Source organism: Sphingomonas panaciterrae (assembly GCF_036890205.1).
Lineage (GTDB): Bacteria > Pseudomonadota > Alphaproteobacteria > Sphingomonadales > Sphingomonadaceae > Sphingomonas > Sphingomonas panaciterrae.
This window is the reverse complement of the sequence record NZ_JAKNQR010000009.1, coordinates 65,151-79,630: the sequence shown is the minus strand read 5'-3', so window position 1 is coordinate 79,630 and position 14,480 is coordinate 65,151. Positions and strand designations below refer to the sequence as shown.

Here is a 14,480-nt window from a genome sequence, read left to right as displayed (position 1 = left end):
CGATGCGCGCCTGGGCCTGGATGCTCGGCGGGATGATCGTCTGGGCGGTGCATTTCTTCGCCGTCTACATCGTCGCCAGCGTGTTCCTGACCACCGACATCGCGCGCATCCTGACGGTGATGATGACGCTGGCGTGCCTCGCGGCGGACGGCTGGCTGATCGCGCGGCTCCGGCAGGCGCGCGCCGGCACGCACGATTCCTTCAGCGACTGGATGCGCTGGATCGCGCTGGGCGGCGCTGGCCTCTCGCTGGTCGCAGTGCTGTGGCAGGGGCTGCCCGCGCTGCTCGTCTAGCCCGGGTTCGCCCTCCGGGCGTCAGCGCGAACCCCACAGGCCGACCGCCGCCGCAATCGCCCCCGCCGCCGCGACAAAGGCGACGATCATCAGCAGCCCGTCCTTGACCAGCAACGCCATGCCGAACGCCGCGATCGCCGCCATCGGCGCGGTGGTCGCCATCGGCAGCAGCTCCAGCGGCGGCACCGACAGCGTCAGCATGATGATCGCCGCCGCCGCCACCCGCACCATCGGCCCCTGGGTCAGCGCGGGCAGCCGCCCGTGAAACCATTTGTCCATCCGCTTGGCCACCGGGCGCAGCTTCTTCACCGCCTTGGCGACCTTTTCGGACTTGAGCGATCGGTTGGCGAGGAATCCCGGCAGCCACATATGCTTGCGCCCGAACAGCAATTGCCCCGCGGTCAGCACGATCACCAGCGCTAGCAGCGTCGGCAGGCCGGGGATCGACCCCACCGGCGATATGTCGATCAGCGGCAGGATGACCAGGAACGGCGCATAGCTGCGATTGCCGAACGCCTCGATCGTCTGCCCCAGCGATACCTCGTCCTTCTCGTTCGCTAGTTCGTCCAGCCGGTCCAGGATATCGCCGACGCTATGGGGTTCATCTGCCATCGCCGGTGAACGGCGCGACGCGGCTCACGGTTCCGCCACCGTAACGGTCCAACATAGGTAAAGAAAAGGCGTTATTATACTTCGCGTACCCACCTCGGTTTGGGGGTGAGGTATGAGTAATTCAGATTTGTCGTGGGCCGATGCGCAAAGCCTCCGTTTGAAGGTCTTGCACGATCTTTCCAACAGTCTGCAAAGCGGCCTCAAGAAAGGCAATCACGCGAACGCCTTTCAGTTTGGTGTCGGCAAAAGCTACCTTGAAGGAGACGTGGTACTTCACCTTCGCGTCTCCATCACTGGAGATGGAGAACAAGACAATCTCATTGTTGCGTGCGATTTTAGCCTCTTGCATCACCGTAGCGCCGTCCGAGCCGGTGAAAATGTAATCCATTTCGAGTGCTACGTCTCCGACATCGCAGGCTGGAGCGAGAGTAAATCTGTGCTTGTGGGGCCCAGAAACATACCCAAGATATCGGAGGACATTGTTCCCTCCTGTCCACCCTTCGCCCGTGGGAAAGGGTTCAAAACCTTTCAAGACGGAGTGAAGCTCGGAGGGGATGTCGGCACAAGGACCTTTATGGACTGCTGTATCGAAGTCGTCGGGGTCTTGGCCGAACGGGAAATGAGCATTCCTCTTTTGCTTGCCGCGAACGAGGAAGCTAGCCGCACTTGTGGCTTGGTCCAAGGCGTCCCGCAAATCCTTGATGACGTTGTTAGTCAGCCCCCGGACCCGGAAAGGGAGCGGTGCGAACTTTATCTTCAACTCTTGGCGTCCGGTCTTACGGTTCAGCTCTTTGACCACAGCTGTCGCGTCATCGTCCGAGAAGGCTTTGATGATCGCCTTAAGCTCGTCGACTTGCGAACTCGCCCAAGTGACTAGGTACTGGGCACTTTCGAACCCTTCTTCCGGGGTCATCGATCCTCGGGGCCGCGCCTGCCGGATGCGATGCGCTGCATCGCGCGCTCAAAGCCCTCATCGGCGTCGGTGGGGCTTAGTTCGCCAGCGTCGATTAGCTTTTGAGCCTCGCGCACGAACCTTTCGCTCTGATCTTCTGGCGCTTCCGGGCTCTGCTTCTTGGGCATCAGGCTTCCCCACAAGACGTTTGATAGGTTAGGCGCTTGCCAACGATCCCGGCCAGCAGACGGTCCGCCCGTTCAGTGTCGCCGATGCCGTGCGCAACGCGGTTGTTATAGCGGAACTCGAACTCTGCCAGATAGCGGTGAAGGTGGTTTTCACCGCAGAACTGATAAACGCCCTTCATGCCGCGCTTGAAGATCGAGAAGTAGCCCTCGACGGTGTTGCTGTGGATCGAGCGGTCCTCAAGGTTCACGTACTGGCCCTTGCCGTGGCTAGTGGTGCCGTGGCCCGCGAAGTGATGCTTGATGTGGCGATAGCCGCTATGTTCGTCGGTCATGATACGAGCCTCGCGGGCGACGTTCTCAAGTACGATCGGCATCAGGGTTTCCGCGTTCACATTGTCCACGACCATGGTGCGGGCCTTGCCGCTGTCGCGGTCGACTAGCGCCAGAACCTTCATCTTGTGGTGGAAGGCGCGCTTCTTCGGAACGCCCTTGAGCTGCCCGATGAAGGTCTCGTCCACTTCGACAACGCCGCCGTTGCCGCCGAACATGCCGCTATCATCCGAGCGCATCGCTTCACGGATACGGTGCGACATGAACCAAGCGGTCTTGAGGGTGACGCCCAAGATCCGATGAAGCTGGTTGCTCGAAATGCCCTTCTTGCTGCCAGCAATCAGATACATCGCCTGAAGCCAGACGTTCATGGGAACGTGGCTGGCCTCGAAGATGGTGCCAACCTTCACGGTGAAGGGCTTACGGCACTGGTAGCACTTGTAGGCGCCGATGCGGGTGCTCTTGCCCTGCATCTTGCTGATGCGCTCCACACCGCCACAGTGAGGGCACACCGGACCGTTCGGCCAGATGCGCGCCTCAACGTAGGCGTAAGCTGCTTCTTCGTTGTGGAAGTGCGGCGCGGAAAGGTTGCTGCTCATTCCTGATACCTACGCTTTTGCGTGGGTACGTCAAGTATAATAACGCCAAAGAAAAAGGGCCGCGGCACCCGTGGATGCCGCGGCCCCTTGTCGTCGCTCAGCCTGCGATCACTTGTACTTCAGGTCGAAGCGATCGGCCTCCATCACCTTGGTCCACGCCGCGATGAAGTCCTTGACGAACTTCTCCTTGGCATCGTCGCAGGCATAGACTTCGGCCAGCGCACGCAGCTGCGAATTGGCGCCGAACACCAGGTCCGTCCGCGTCGCCTTCCAGCGCGGCTCGTCGGTCGCGCGATCGGTGCCGATGTAGAGCTCGTCGCCCGTTTCATCGACTTCCTTCCACGCCGTGCCCATGTCGAGCAGGTTGACAAAATAATCGTTCGTCAGCTGCCCCGGCTTTTCGGTCAGCACGCCATGGTCGGTATCGCCATGGTTGGCGCCGATCACCCGCATCCCGCCGACCAGCACGGTCATCTCCGGCCCGCTCAGCCCCAGCAGCTGCGCCCGGTCGACCAGCAGCTCCTCGGTCGGCACGTTGAACCGCACCTGCAGGTAATTGCGGAAGCCGTCCGCCTTGGGCTCGAGCACGTCGAAGCTCGCCGCATCGGTCTGCTCCTGCGTCGCATCGGTACGCCCCGGGGTGAAGGGCACCTCGATGTCATGCCCGGCCGCCTTCGCCGCCTGCTCGACCCCCACGCTGCCGCCCAGCACGATGAGGTCCGCGATCGACACCTTCTTGCCGCCGCTCGCGCTGCCGTCGAAGTCCGCCTTGATGCGCTCATAGATGTCGAGCACGCGGGCCAGCTTCTCCGGCTCGTTGACGTCCCAGTTGCGCTGCGGCTCCAGCCGGATTCGCGCGCCATTGGCGCCGCCGCGATGGTCCGACTGGCGATAGGTCGCGGCCGAGGCCCAGGCCGTCTTCACCAGCTCGCTCGTCGACAGGCCAGCGTCGGCGATCTTCTGCTTCAGCGCCGCGACGTCAGCGGCATCGATCGGGGCGTAATCGGCCTTCGGAATCGGATCCTGCCAGATCAGGTCCTCCGCCGGCACGTCCGATCCCAAATACCGGATCTTCGGCCCCATATCGCGATGGCACAGCTTGAACCAGGCGCGGGCAAAGGCGTCGGCGAACAGGTCAGGGTTGTTGCGGAACCGCTCGGAAATCTCGCGATACTTGGAGTCGACCTTCATCGCCATGTCGGCCGTGGTCATCATCGTCGGCACCTTGACGCCCGGCGTATGCGCCTTGGGCGCCAGCGTCTCGGGCGGGTTGCCCACCGGCTGCCACTGCCACGCCCCGGCCGGGCTCTTCACCAGCTCATAATCGTGGTCAAGCAGCATCTCGAAATAGGTCATGTCCCACTGGATCGGCGTCGGCGTCCACGCGCCCTCGATGCCGCTGGTGATCGTGTGATCGCCCATGCCGGTCTCGTGGGTGGAGGCCCAGCCGAGCCCCATCTGCGCAATGTCCGCGCCTTCCGGCTCCGCCCCGACAAGCTTCGCGTCGCCAGCGCCATGCGCCTTGCCGAAGGTATGGCCACCGGCGGTCAGCGCGACGACTTCCTCGTCGTTCATGCCCATGCGGTGGAACGTCTCGCGGATGTCGCGCGCCGACCCCTTGGGATCAGGCTCGCCGCCCGGCCCTTCGGGATTGACGTAGATGAGGCCCATCTGGATCGCCGCCAGCGGGTTCTCCAGCGCCAGCCCCGACTTCTCGTCGATCCGCGTCTGGCCGAGCCATTCCTCCTCGGTTCCCCAATAGATGCTCTTTTCGGGCTCGAACACGTCCTCGCGCCCGCCGCCAAAGCCGAACACCGGGCCGCCCATCGATTCGATCGCGACATTGCCGGTCAGGATGAACAGGTCCGCCCAGCTCAGCTTGCGGCCGTATTTCTGCTTGATCGGCCACAGCAGGCGCCGCGCCTTGTCGAGGTTGCCGTTATCCGGCCAGCTGTTGAGCGGCGCGAAGCGCTGCGCGCCCGAGGACGAACCACCGCGCCCGTCGCCGGTGCGATAGGTGCCGGCCGAGTGCCAGGCCATGCGGATGAAGAACGGGCCATAGTGACCGTAATCGGCCGGCCACCACGGCTGGCTGTCGGTCATCAGCGCGCGAAGATCGGCCTTCACCGCTTCCAGGTCGAGCGTCTTGAACTCGGCGGCGTAATCGAAATCGTCGCCCATCGGATTGCCCGACAGGCCATCCTGCTGGAGGATTTCCAGCGACAGCTGATTTGGCCACCAATCCCGATTGGTGCGCCCCAGCAGCTTGCGCAGCGCGGCCGGCTCCTTCGAATGATCGCTCAGCGGGCTTCCGGTAACCGGGCAGCCACTGGTGGGTGCGTCCATGTCGTGTTCCTCTCGTCGCGATTATCAGCGAGGAGACTAGGCCGATCGCGCGGTGATGGAAGCGACATAAATTCGTCAGTACGACAGGCGAAATCGATCAATGAGCGATCCTTGTGCAAAATTGCCGATGATCGATCAGGCTGCGTCCGCCGCCCTGCGCGCCAGCAATGCCTCGATCGTCGGCAGCAGATGCGCCGCCACCGCCGCAATCGCCCGCGCGTTGGGATGGACGCGATCGGGCAGCACCATGTCGGCGCGTCCCATGATCCCGGCGGGAAAGAAGTCGCTCACCGCCGCGCCATGCCGCGCCGCCACTGCGCCATGCACGCCAAGGTAGGGCTCCGCCCGCGCCCGGATCAGCGCCGGGGGATCGATCGTCGTCAGCAGCACCGGAATGCCGCACCGCCCCAGTTCGGTGAGCATCGCGTCGAGGTTCGCGCGCGTCTCGCCCGGCGGAACGCCCCGCAGCACGTCGTTGGCGCCGATCTGGATGATCGCCAGGTCGGGCGGCGCGCGCATCGCGGCCAACACGCGCGGCAATCGGCGCAGCGCGTCGGCGGTCGTGTTGCCCGACACGCCGGCATTCAGCACCCGCGCCCCCGGAAAGCGCCCGGCCAGCCCGCGCTGCAGCTGCGCGGCCAGACCATCATCGGCCGCCAGCCCGTAACCGGCGATCAGGCTGTCACCAAAGGCGAGGAGATACGGTGGTTCGGCTGGCATCGCCGCTCAAGATAGGGGCGGCCCGGCCAATGTCACCGCAGCCCCTGCCGCGCGCCGCCCCCTCGGCATGGCGCGCGGCAGGAACAACGATCAGTTGCTGGTGATCGCCGGCTTGGGCGTGAACGGCTTGATCCCGAACTCGGGGTACACCTCCGCCGGGTAGAAGAAGGTGCCGTCCTTCACCACCATCGCGATCCGCTTGATCGCCTTCAGGTCCTTGGTCGGATCACCCGGCACCAGGAAGAAATCGGCCAGCTTGCCCGGCTCGACCGAACCCAGCGTCGCGTCCTGGCCGAGATACTTCGCCATGTCCCACGAGGCGCGCGTCAGGATCTGCGCCGGGGTCATGCCGACCTGCTGGTACAATTCCAGCTCGCGGTGGAACGTGAACGAGCCGCCCGTGTCGGTCCCCGGCACGATCATCACTCCGCGCTCGTTCAGCATGCGAACCGTGGCGACGATCTTGTCATAGGCGCCGCGATAGGCGGCATCGTCGCCCGGCGCGCTGGCGTCGATCCACGCCTGCTTCAGGCTGCGCTGCGCCCCGATCGGCAGATGATCGACATAGTCGCGCGCGCCCTGCGCCGTCTGGCCGTCGCGGTTGAGCAGCAGGTTCTCGTGGATGCCCAGCGTCACGTCGATCGGCAGCTTGCGCTCGACCATCATGCCGATCGTCTTCTGCACCTTGGGGTTGTTGAGATCGAGCGCGGGCAGCCGCTTCAGCGCGGTCAGGCGGAACAGCGTGCGCGTATCCTCCTCCGGCTTGATCACCCAGCCCAACATGAACTGGTTGATATGCGTCAGCTCGTCAAACCCGGCCTCGATCATCTGGTCCGCGGTGGCGAAGGCGGGGACGTGCCCGGCCACCTTCAGCCCGCGCGCATGTGCCTCCTTCACCAGCGCGGGAATCCACGCCGGGTTCATGCTGTTGTACGATTTGACGCCCCAGAACTTGCCGTGATCGGCGTACCAGCGGACCGCGGCGACCGCCTCGGCCTCGCTGTTGACCAGGATGCCGTTGTTGGCGCTGAACGGGCTCTTCCCCTCGATGAAGCCGGCGCGCACAATCCGCGGCCCCGCGATCACGCCCTTGTCGATCCGCTCCACCAGCGTGTCGAGCACGGCATTGTCATTGCCCATGTCGCGCATCGTGGTGACGCCCGCGGCCAGGTTCAGCAGCGCGCCTTCCTGCCCGGTGTGCGCGTGCATTTCGTACAGGCCGGGGACGATCGTCCCGCCGGCGCCATCAATCACCGTCTCGCCCGCCGCGCCGGTCTTGGCCACCGGCTCGACGGCGGTGATCTTGTTGCCCGACACCAGCACCGACACCGGATTGCCCAGCGTCCCCGCCTTGGGATCGAACACGCGCACGTTGCGGATGCGAACCGGCCCGGCATAGCGATGCGCGACCTTCTTGTTGATCGCCACGAAGCGGTCGGTCGACCATTGCGCCGCCAGCGTCTTCAGCCGCTCGGCCTCGCCCTCATAACCCGCACGCACGATCACCTGGCGGGGCGAAATCGCGGCGAACATGTCGCCCTTGTCGTCGAGCAGGATGGTGTCCGGCGTGGTCTCGATCCCGCCGACGTCATAGGCGGTCACCTTCAGCGGCCCGTTCGCGCCGGTCATGTTCAGCGTCTGGCCCTTGGTCAGCGTCAGCGTACCGCCCGGCAGCGCGGCCAGCGTGGTGCCGCCGGTCTTCAGGATCGCGCGCGCATAGAGGCCCGTCGACCAGGGGCTGCCGCTCTGCGCGACATAGACCGCCCCCGCCGGCGCAGTGGCGACCGATCCCTTGCCCGTCGCATCGGTCCAGGTCGCACCCTTGCCGGTGCGCGCGAAATGCTCCTCGACCTTGGATCCGAAGGTCGTCGTGCCCGCGATGTCCCACGCCACCGGCAAGCCCTTGGCGTCGAGCCGCAGCGTTTCCTTCATCGTCGGGCCGCGACCGTTGTTCTTGTAATCGAAATCGATCGCGGTCCGGTCACCCTCGACGTCGGCGTTGAGGTGCCCGACGGTCTTGCCGCCGAAGATCACGCTGTAACGCTGCATTTCCGCGGCGGCATTGGTGGCAAGACACAGGGCGAGCGCAGCAAAGGCCGCGGAGGACAGGAGCTTCATACCCGACCGTTACGGTCGCGGCGCCTCACGCGCAACAATATGTCGTTGCGTCACCTATGGGATTTGCGCATCGCGTCAGGCGGTTTCACGCCGCGTCCGGCAACGGCTCACTCCCGGCCGACCGCGCGACATGCAGCGTCTCGACGCAATGATCGTCGGCCCAGGCCAGCCCGGCGGCCTCCCCATCGTCATAGCTGGCATAGGTGTCGCCACCCACCAGCGAGACGGATTCGGCCGAATCCACGTCGCCGCAGCGGAACAGCACCGATCCTTCCAGCAGGAAACGACCATCGTCGCGCTGCTGGATGCGGATGCAATCGGTGTCGGGCGGGGGTGCCTCGCCGGCCGGCAGCTTCACGATCTGCATAACACCTCCCGTTGCTAACGGGGGTCAACGCACCGCGCGGACGGACGGTCCGAATCGTTCATCGGAACATCTGGCAGCAAGGACCGCGGGCGCGGCCAATGTGCGCCGATTCAGCGCCGCAGGCAGGCCGAAGCTCCGGTGATCGAGGCCGTTTTGCGCCGGCCTAATCGTCGATCATCGCGCGGAGTGCCGGGCTCAGCCATTCCACCACCCGCCCCTCACGCCGCGTCAGCGCCCGTACCGCCAGCCCCCGCTGCGTCGCCATCGCCATCATCTCCGCCGGCGCCAAGACGCTCAGCGCCGTCGCCCACGCATCCGCCGCCATCGCCGTGTCATGGATCACGCTCACCGCCAGCGCATGCGCCACCGGATAGCCCGTCCGCGGGTCGATCGTATGCCGCCCCCGGACATAATCACCCGACGTCGCCACTGCGCATTGATGAAGCGCCACCCGGATCGGCGCCGCGCAGCCGCCCGGCGTCTCCAGTTCCACCCACCAGGGATCACCGTCAGGCCGCAACCCGCGCCCGACGAACTCGCCGCCGATCTCGACCAGTTGGTGGGAAATACCGTGTTCTGTCAATATCTTGGAAAGACGGTCAACGGCATGCCCCTTGGCAATGCCGGACAGGTCCAGCCGCGCCTCGCCGTGCCGCCTGACCCGGCACCCGGCCCGGTCAAGCTCGAGCTGGCGCCACCCCCCGCCGGCACGCGCTGCGGCAATTTCGTCGATGGTCGGCAAACGATCCACCGCAACCGGCCCATATCCCCACCGCGCGACCAGCGCACCAATGGCCGGATCGAACGCACCGCCCGACGCCGCCGCCACCTCCAATGATGTGGCAAGCACCTCTACAAATTCGTCCGAAATCGAATGCCACTCACCCGGCGCCGACCGATTGATCGCGCTGAGCCGCGTATCCGCGGCCCAATGGCTCATGTCGCTGATAACGCCGGCGAAAACCCGTTCTATCGCCTCGTACAGCCGCTCGGCCACGACGTCATCTGGCGCGGCATAGCGGATATGCCAGCGGGTCCCCATGGTAGCGCCGCCATGATCCACGACGCGTGCCGATCGATCCCAGTGGCTCAGCGCCGCGGGGTCGATCGGCGGTACGACGTAGCGGATCGGATCCGCGCGCGGGTCAGCGACCATGCCTGCGATGCCGCGCTCAGGGCGCGGGCACCTCCAGCGTCGTGGTGAAGGTCATGCGCCGCTCGGTCGCGCGCGGGACGGTCGTGTTGGCGTCGGTCACCGTCGCGCTCAGCCAGTACATGCCCGGTACCGGCCAGTTGACCCGCAGCACGCCGTCCGCACCCGTGACCAGCTCCTGCGCGCCTTCCGCCTCGCGGAACTTCTTGGATCCCGGCACCACCGTCACCTTCACCCCGGCCGCCGGCTTGCCATCGACGAGGAAGCGGAACTGCCCCTCCTCGTCCGCGACGAGCGCGCCGGGATGGGAGATCGGCTGGAACTCCAGCCCCTTACCCGTCGGCTTGAACACCGTCTCGCTCGGCGGCCCGGCGGTGACGAAAGTGGCGTTCTGGCTCGACACCTCGGTCAGCTTGACGTCGGTCGCACCGGCCGGGATTTCTGCCGGCGTTGCCACGCTTTGCACCCGCGGACGAGCTTGCGCACCAGCACCCGCAGCCGGCGGCGGACCGCGTCGGCCGCCGACGCGCCATTCTTCGCCGTTCAGCTTGAAGCTGCCCATGACCGACGACATTTCGATGCCGATCTTCCACGTGCCCGGCTTGTCGACCTTCACGTCGAACGTGGTGCGGTGACGGCCAGTGGCGGCATTCTCGATCGTGCCGGTGGTGCCGTCCGGCGCCCAGACCTTTATCTGCTCCGGGCGCATCGCGACGTGATCCGGGTAGAACAGGTCGTTCGATACCGCCGCGTCGACCGTCACATATTGGTTGGTGTCCGACAACGTAGTGGTCGACGGCAGCAACCACTGGCGGTGCGCCATCGCCGGGGCGGCCAGGGTAGCGGCGCCGACGGCGGCGAGCAGGAGGGTCTTCAGACGCATGGCGATCTTCCTCAACGAACGGTGATGGTGCCGAGCTCGGCGCTGCCCTTGGCAGTGCCGCCCTTGCCCGGGATGGTGATGGGCACGCGGACCAGCTCACGACCGCCCGTCTCGCGTGCAGCCTCGACGTTCAGCACATATTGCCCTGCGGCCAGCCCCTTGGGCAGCGGGATCTGATAGGTGCCCGGGGCCCGCGTCGCGCCGCTGACGCCGTCGGCCGGCAGCTTCATCGTGCGACCACCCTTGCGCCACCAGCTGCGTAGGTCCGCCAGCCATTTGGTGCCAGGTTCCGCGCCGCCCTTCTTGACGTCGTACCAGACGAACACCGTGCGCGCCGGGCCGCCAGCGGCCGGTTCCAGCCACCCGGCGACATAAGGCCGGTGATATTCGGCCACTTTCAGCTGCGGAATAGTGACGCTGACGGTCTGCGCGGCCGCAGGGGCACTGACCGCGCCGGCGACGAGGAGATAGACAGGACGCATGAGGTTCGCGGCTTCCTCTCAGTGGATCAGGAACACGGCCAGCAACAGCGGGACGATCACACTCGTCGCGACCAGCGGCCAGGTGGAGGGACGATGACGGGCGTGAAGCTGGAGCAGCAGCAGCCCGGTCAGCGTGAAGATGATGCACACCACGGCGAAGGCGTCGATGAACCAGAACCAGGCGTCGCCGGTGTTGCGGCCCTTGTGCAGATCGTTGAGGTAGGAGATCCAGCCGCGCCAGGTGGTTTCTGCGGTGATCGTCCCGCTCGTCCGGTCGATGCTGACCCAGGCGTCGCGGCCCGGCCCCGGCATGGCGACATAGACTTCGTCATCGGACCATTCGGCGGCGCGGCCGGCGGGATCGAGCGCCACGGCTGACGCCACGGCCTCTGCCACGGCGCGCGGCAGCGGCGCGGCTGCGGCATGGTCGCCGCGCAGTTCGGCGAGGCGCTGCGGTGGCAGTGTTGCCTCTACCTGCGTGACCTGCGGTTCTGCGCCGATCGAGGCGGCATGGTTGAGCGTGATCCCGGTGATCGCGAACAGGAACATGCCGGCCAGCGACACCGCTGCGCTCACCCAGTGCCAGGTATGCAGCTGCTTCAGCCAGAATGCGCGGACCTTCTTGCGCGGGCGAGGGGGTCGGGTACGGCCGGCTGTACCGCGCGGCGCGGGCGTGACGCCGCCACATGCCGGCGCCGGTTGCCGCTCCCTCACCCTGTCCGTCTCGCTTGCCTGCATTCCACCGCTCGGGAGGCACCATTGCCTGATGAGCCGTCGCTAAGGCAGTCGCGAATAATTCGCAACAGCAAATCGGTCAGCCGGAGTTCCGCAATGCTGTTGCGATGGCGTTGATCGACAGCAGGATGCCCTCCGCGATGCGCGGATCGTCCTCGCCGGCACGGTGCCGCCGCATCAGTTCGATCTGCAGCAGGTTGAGCGGTTCGATATAGGGCAGTCGCAGGCGAATCGATGCGTCGAGCGCCGGGTGCTTTTCCAGCAGGCGGGACTGGCCGGTCACCTCCAGCAAGCCATCACAGGTTTGCTGCCAGTCGTCACGAATCCGGCCGAAAATCCGCGCACCGAGCTTCTCGTCCTCGACCAGCCCGGCGTAGCGCTCGGCAATGCCCATGTCGGACTTGGCGAGGACCATTTCCATGTTGGCGAGCATCGCGCCAAACAGCGGCCAGCCCTCTGCCATGTCGGCCAGCAGCGCCTTGTCCTGAAACGTCGCAAGCGCATGGCCGACACCGTACCAGCCCGGCAGCATGACCCGCGCCTGTGCCCAGCTGAACACCCAGGGAATGGCGCGCAGATCCTCGATCCGGGACGATTTCTTGCGGCTGGCCGGACGGCTGCCGATCTTGAGGCCGGAGATCTCCGCGATCGGCGTCATCTGCCGGAAGAAGGCGTTGAAGCCCTCAGTGCCGTAAACAAGGTCGCGATACGCATGGAACGCGGTGTCGGAAAGCGTGTCCATTGCCGCCGCGAACGTCTCATTCTCGGTGTTCGACAGCGGCGCGGGCGAGAGGCTGGCGAGCAGTGTCGCCGAGGTCATCGCCTCCAGATTGGTGATCGCGCTTTCCCGCGTGCCGTATTTGCCGGCGATCACCTCGCCCTGTTCGGTGATGCGGATGCGGCCCTGCACCGTGCCGGGCGGCTGCGCGCGAATCGCTGCAAAGGCCGAGCCGCCGCCGCGTCCCACCGCACCGCCGCGCCCGTGGAACAATTGCATGCCCACGCCAGCTGCCTCGAACACCGGCTTCAGCGCGGTCGAAGCCTTGGACAATTGCCAACCAGAGGTGAGATAGCCGCCATCCTTGTTCGAATCGGAATAGCCGATCATCACTTCCTGATGCCCGCGCCCCCGGGCGATCGCCGCCACCTCCGGCAGGGCGAACCAGGCACGCATGATCGTGGGCGCGGCTTCCAGATCGCCGATCGTCTCGAACAGCGGGACCGCCATCACCGCCGCGCGGGGTGGATCGCCGGGCACGTACAGCCCGGCTTCCTTCAAGAGCAGATGCACCTCGAGCAGGTCACTGACCGATTGGCACATCGACACGATATACTGGCGAATGCTCGCTGGCCCGTAGGTCGCATGCGCCTCGGCGACCGCGGCAACGATCTCCAGTTCCTTGGTAGTTTCCTCGGAATAGGTGATGAAGCGGCTGGTGAGCCCCCTTGCGCTGGCGAGTTCGCGATTGAGCATCGCAACGCGCTCTGCCTCGTCTAGGGCGAGATAGTCGTCGCACACACCGGCGTTCTTGAGCAGCTCGGCGACGACCCGCTCGTGCACTGCGCTGTTCTGCCGCAGGTCGAGCGTCGCGAGGTGGAAGCCGAACACCTCGACCGCGCGGATCAGCCGCCCGATCGCGCCGCTGCTGGAGAGCAGGCCGCCAGCGCCTTCAGACAAGGGGCGCGCGAGCGTGACGAGATCGGCGCGCAAGGCAGCCGGATCGGGATAAGGCTCGGCAACACGCGCAGCCGGGCGCGGCGGCGGCGTTCCGACCAGCTTCTGATAGGTGGCAGCCAGCCGCGCGTAGATTCCGGACAGGGCGCGCCGATACGGTTCGTCGCTGCGGCTGGCGCCGGTATCGCCGCTTGCCTCCGCCAGCGCGATCACCGCCTCATCAATCGTCGCGTGGTCCGACGAGATCGACAGTTCGGTGCCCAGCGCGTGCAGTTCATCGAGATAATAGCCGAGCGCGGCGGCAGATGCCTTTGACAGCGCCGTGCGCAACGAATCGGCGGTCACATAAGGATTGCCGTCGCGATCGCCGCCGATCCAGCTTCCCGGTTTGAGGAATGCCGGCAGGCGGCGTCCCATCGCCCGGTCCCAACGCTGATACAGCGCCGGGATGACCGGCAGGAACACGTCGCGCAAATAACTGAGCGCGGTTTCCACCTCGTCCGTGACGTACAGGCGTTCGCGCCGCAGCACGCGCGTCTGCCACAGCAAGGCGACCTGTCGCATAATCGCTTCGTCGATCCGGTCGCCGGCGGAGGTTTCCTCCGCCCCGGCATCGCGCAGCGCCATCAGCGCGGCGATGCGGTTGCGATGGTCGATCATGCTCTTGCGCCGCACCTCGGTCGGGTGCGCCGTCAGGACCGGGGCGATCAGCGCATGATCGAGCAGGGCGCAGACCTGATCGTGATCCACGCCCTCCCCGGCGAGCTTCTGCAGCGCGGAGGCGACGTCGGCGCCCTCCTCCGCGGCGACGCCCTGACGGTCCTCGGCGAGGTTCGCCAGCATGGAGAACAGCATGAAGCCGCGGACGAAATCGAGCGTCTCATCGAGCGACAACGCGTCGAGATGGTGATCCACGGGCGGGCCACCGCCGCGATGCCGGTCGACCGACGCGGATCGAATTACCTCGGTCGCCTCGAACAGCCGCTCGCCGCCCATTTCGCGAATGACGTCGCCGAGAACGCGACCGAGATAGCGGATATCGTCAGTGTTCGTGACCGGGGGTAATGCGTTCATCTCGCCTTGCTGC

14 protein-coding genes are annotated in these 14,480 nt (G+C 65.8%); 1 reads left to right on the top strand and 13 read right to left on the bottom strand.

Annotated features, from left to right (window positions below; translation table 11 throughout):
• The first annotated feature begins 2 nt into the window (after positions 1–2).
• Positions 3–293 carry a hypothetical protein gene (locus L8F96_RS15990; protein WP_334656646.1) on the top strand — a complete coding sequence of 97 codons (291 nt, stop codon included), beginning with the start codon at positions 3–5 and terminating at the stop codon, positions 291–293.
• Between the two features lie 21 nt (positions 294–314).
• Here L8F96_RS15990 and L8F96_RS15985 read toward each other — a convergent pair whose 3' ends face one another.
• The 13 genes from L8F96_RS15985 to ppc form a co-directional block, all read right to left on the bottom strand.
• Positions 315–905, bottom strand: coding sequence for an exopolysaccharide biosynthesis protein (locus L8F96_RS15985; RefSeq protein WP_125945376.1), 591 nt, complete (start codon positions 903–905; stop codon positions 315–317).
• Positions 906–1,026: 121 nt separating this feature from the next.
• Positions 1,027–1,818, bottom strand: a complete 792-nt coding sequence (locus L8F96_RS15980; RefSeq protein WP_334656645.1) for a hypothetical protein — start codon at positions 1,816–1,818, stop codon at positions 1,027–1,029.
• Positions 1,815–1,985: a hypothetical protein gene (locus tag L8F96_RS15975; protein WP_168770678.1), complete on the bottom strand. Its 171-nt coding sequence runs from the start codon at positions 1,983–1,985 to the stop codon at positions 1,815–1,817. The genes L8F96_RS15980 and L8F96_RS15975 overlap by 4 nt, the downstream gene beginning before the upstream one ends.
• Complete coding sequence (locus tag L8F96_RS15970) at positions 1,985–2,914, bottom strand: IS1595 family transposase (protein ID WP_136451054.1); 930 nt, start codon at positions 2,912–2,914, stop codon at positions 1,985–1,987. The genes L8F96_RS15975 and L8F96_RS15970 overlap by 1 nt, the downstream gene beginning before the upstream one ends.
• A gap of 108 nt (positions 2,915–3,022) precedes the next feature.
• Positions 3,023–5,260 carry a catalase/peroxidase HPI gene (katG, locus tag L8F96_RS15965; protein WP_334656644.1) on the bottom strand — a complete coding sequence of 746 codons (2,238 nt, stop codon included), beginning with the start codon at positions 5,258–5,260 and terminating at the stop codon, positions 3,023–3,025.
• Positions 5,261–5,395: 135 nt separating this feature from the next.
• Entirely contained in the window at positions 5,396–5,980 is a 585-nt protein-coding gene (locus L8F96_RS15960) for a GDSL-type esterase/lipase family protein (RefSeq protein ID WP_334656643.1), read from the bottom strand.
• A 90-nt stretch (positions 5,981–6,070) separates the two neighbouring features.
• Positions 6,071–8,098 (bottom strand): amidohydrolase family protein, encoded by a 2,028-nt coding sequence (locus L8F96_RS15955; protein WP_334656642.1) that lies wholly within the window; start codon positions 8,096–8,098, stop codon positions 6,071–6,073.
• A gap of 85 nt (positions 8,099–8,183) precedes the next feature.
• The gene (locus L8F96_RS15950) at positions 8,184–8,465 is read right to left on the bottom strand and encodes a hypothetical protein (protein ID WP_334656641.1); all 282 of its coding nucleotides are present in this window, start codon (positions 8,463–8,465) and stop codon (positions 8,184–8,186) included.
• A 163-nt stretch (positions 8,466–8,628) separates the two neighbouring features.
• Positions 8,629–9,621: an FAD:protein FMN transferase gene (locus L8F96_RS15945; protein ID WP_334656640.1), complete on the bottom strand. Its 993-nt coding sequence runs from the start codon at positions 9,619–9,621 to the stop codon at positions 8,629–8,631.
• Between the two features lie 16 nt (positions 9,622–9,637).
• Entirely contained in the window at positions 9,638–10,501 is an 864-nt protein-coding gene (locus L8F96_RS15940) for a DUF4198 domain-containing protein (protein ID WP_334656639.1), read from the bottom strand.
• An 11-nt stretch (positions 10,502–10,512) separates the two neighbouring features.
• Entirely contained in the window at positions 10,513–10,983 is a 471-nt protein-coding gene (locus L8F96_RS15935) for a DUF2271 domain-containing protein (protein ID WP_046409362.1), read from the bottom strand.
• Between the two features lie 18 nt (positions 10,984–11,001).
• On the bottom strand, positions 11,002–11,697 hold the full coding sequence (locus tag L8F96_RS15930) for a PepSY-associated TM helix domain-containing protein (protein ID WP_334656637.1): 696 nt from the start codon (positions 11,695–11,697) through the stop codon (positions 11,002–11,004).
• Positions 11,698–11,797: 100 nt separating this feature from the next.
• The gene (gene ppc / locus L8F96_RS15925) at positions 11,798–14,467 is read right to left on the bottom strand and encodes a phosphoenolpyruvate carboxylase (protein ID WP_334656636.1); all 2,670 of its coding nucleotides are present in this window, start codon (positions 14,465–14,467) and stop codon (positions 11,798–11,800) included.
• Between the last annotated feature and the right edge of the window lie 13 nt (positions 14,468–14,480).

Bases quoted from the DNA above. Each gene is read 5' to 3' on its own strand.
- ppc (WP_334656636.1), bottom strand. From the start codon at position 14,467: ATGAACGCATTACCCCCGGTCACGAACACTGACGATATCCGCTATCTC.
- L8F96_RS15960 (WP_334656643.1), bottom strand. From the start codon at position 5,980: ATGCCAGCCGAACCACCGTATCTCCTCGCCTTTGGTGACAGCCTGATC.
- L8F96_RS15975 (WP_168770678.1), bottom strand. From the start codon at position 1,985: ATGCCCAAGAAGCAGAGCCCGGAAGCGCCAGAAGATCAGAGCGAAAGG.
- L8F96_RS15935 (WP_046409362.1), bottom strand. From the start codon at position 10,983: ATGCGTCCTGTCTATCTCCTCGTCGCCGGCGCGGTCAGTGCCCCTGCG.
- L8F96_RS15945 (WP_334656640.1), bottom strand. From the start codon at position 9,621: ATGGTCGCTGACCCGCGCGCGGATCCGATCCGCTACGTCGTACCGCCG.
- L8F96_RS15985 (WP_125945376.1), bottom strand. From the start codon at position 905: ATGGCAGATGAACCCCATAGCGTCGGCGATATCCTGGACCGGCTGGAC.
- L8F96_RS15980 (WP_334656645.1), bottom strand. From the start codon at position 1,818: ATGACCCCGGAAGAAGGGTTCGAAAGTGCCCAGTACCTAGTCACTTGG.
- katG (WP_334656644.1), bottom strand. From the start codon at position 5,260: ATGGACGCACCCACCAGTGGCTGCCCGGTTACCGGAAGCCCGCTGAGC.
- L8F96_RS15970 (WP_136451054.1), bottom strand. From the start codon at position 2,914: ATGAGCAGCAACCTTTCCGCGCCGCACTTCCACAACGAAGAAGCAGCT.
- L8F96_RS15940 (WP_334656639.1), bottom strand. From the start codon at position 10,501: ATGCGTCTGAAGACCCTCCTGCTCGCCGCCGTCGGCGCCGCTACCCTG.
- L8F96_RS15990 (WP_334656646.1), top strand. From the start codon at position 3: ATGCGCGCCTGGGCCTGGATGCTCGGCGGGATGATCGTCTGGGCGGTG.
- L8F96_RS15955 (WP_334656642.1), bottom strand. From the start codon at position 8,098: ATGAAGCTCCTGTCCTCCGCGGCCTTTGCTGCGCTCGCCCTGTGTCTT.
- L8F96_RS15950 (WP_334656641.1), bottom strand. From the start codon at position 8,465: ATGCAGATCGTGAAGCTGCCGGCCGGCGAGGCACCCCCGCCCGACACC.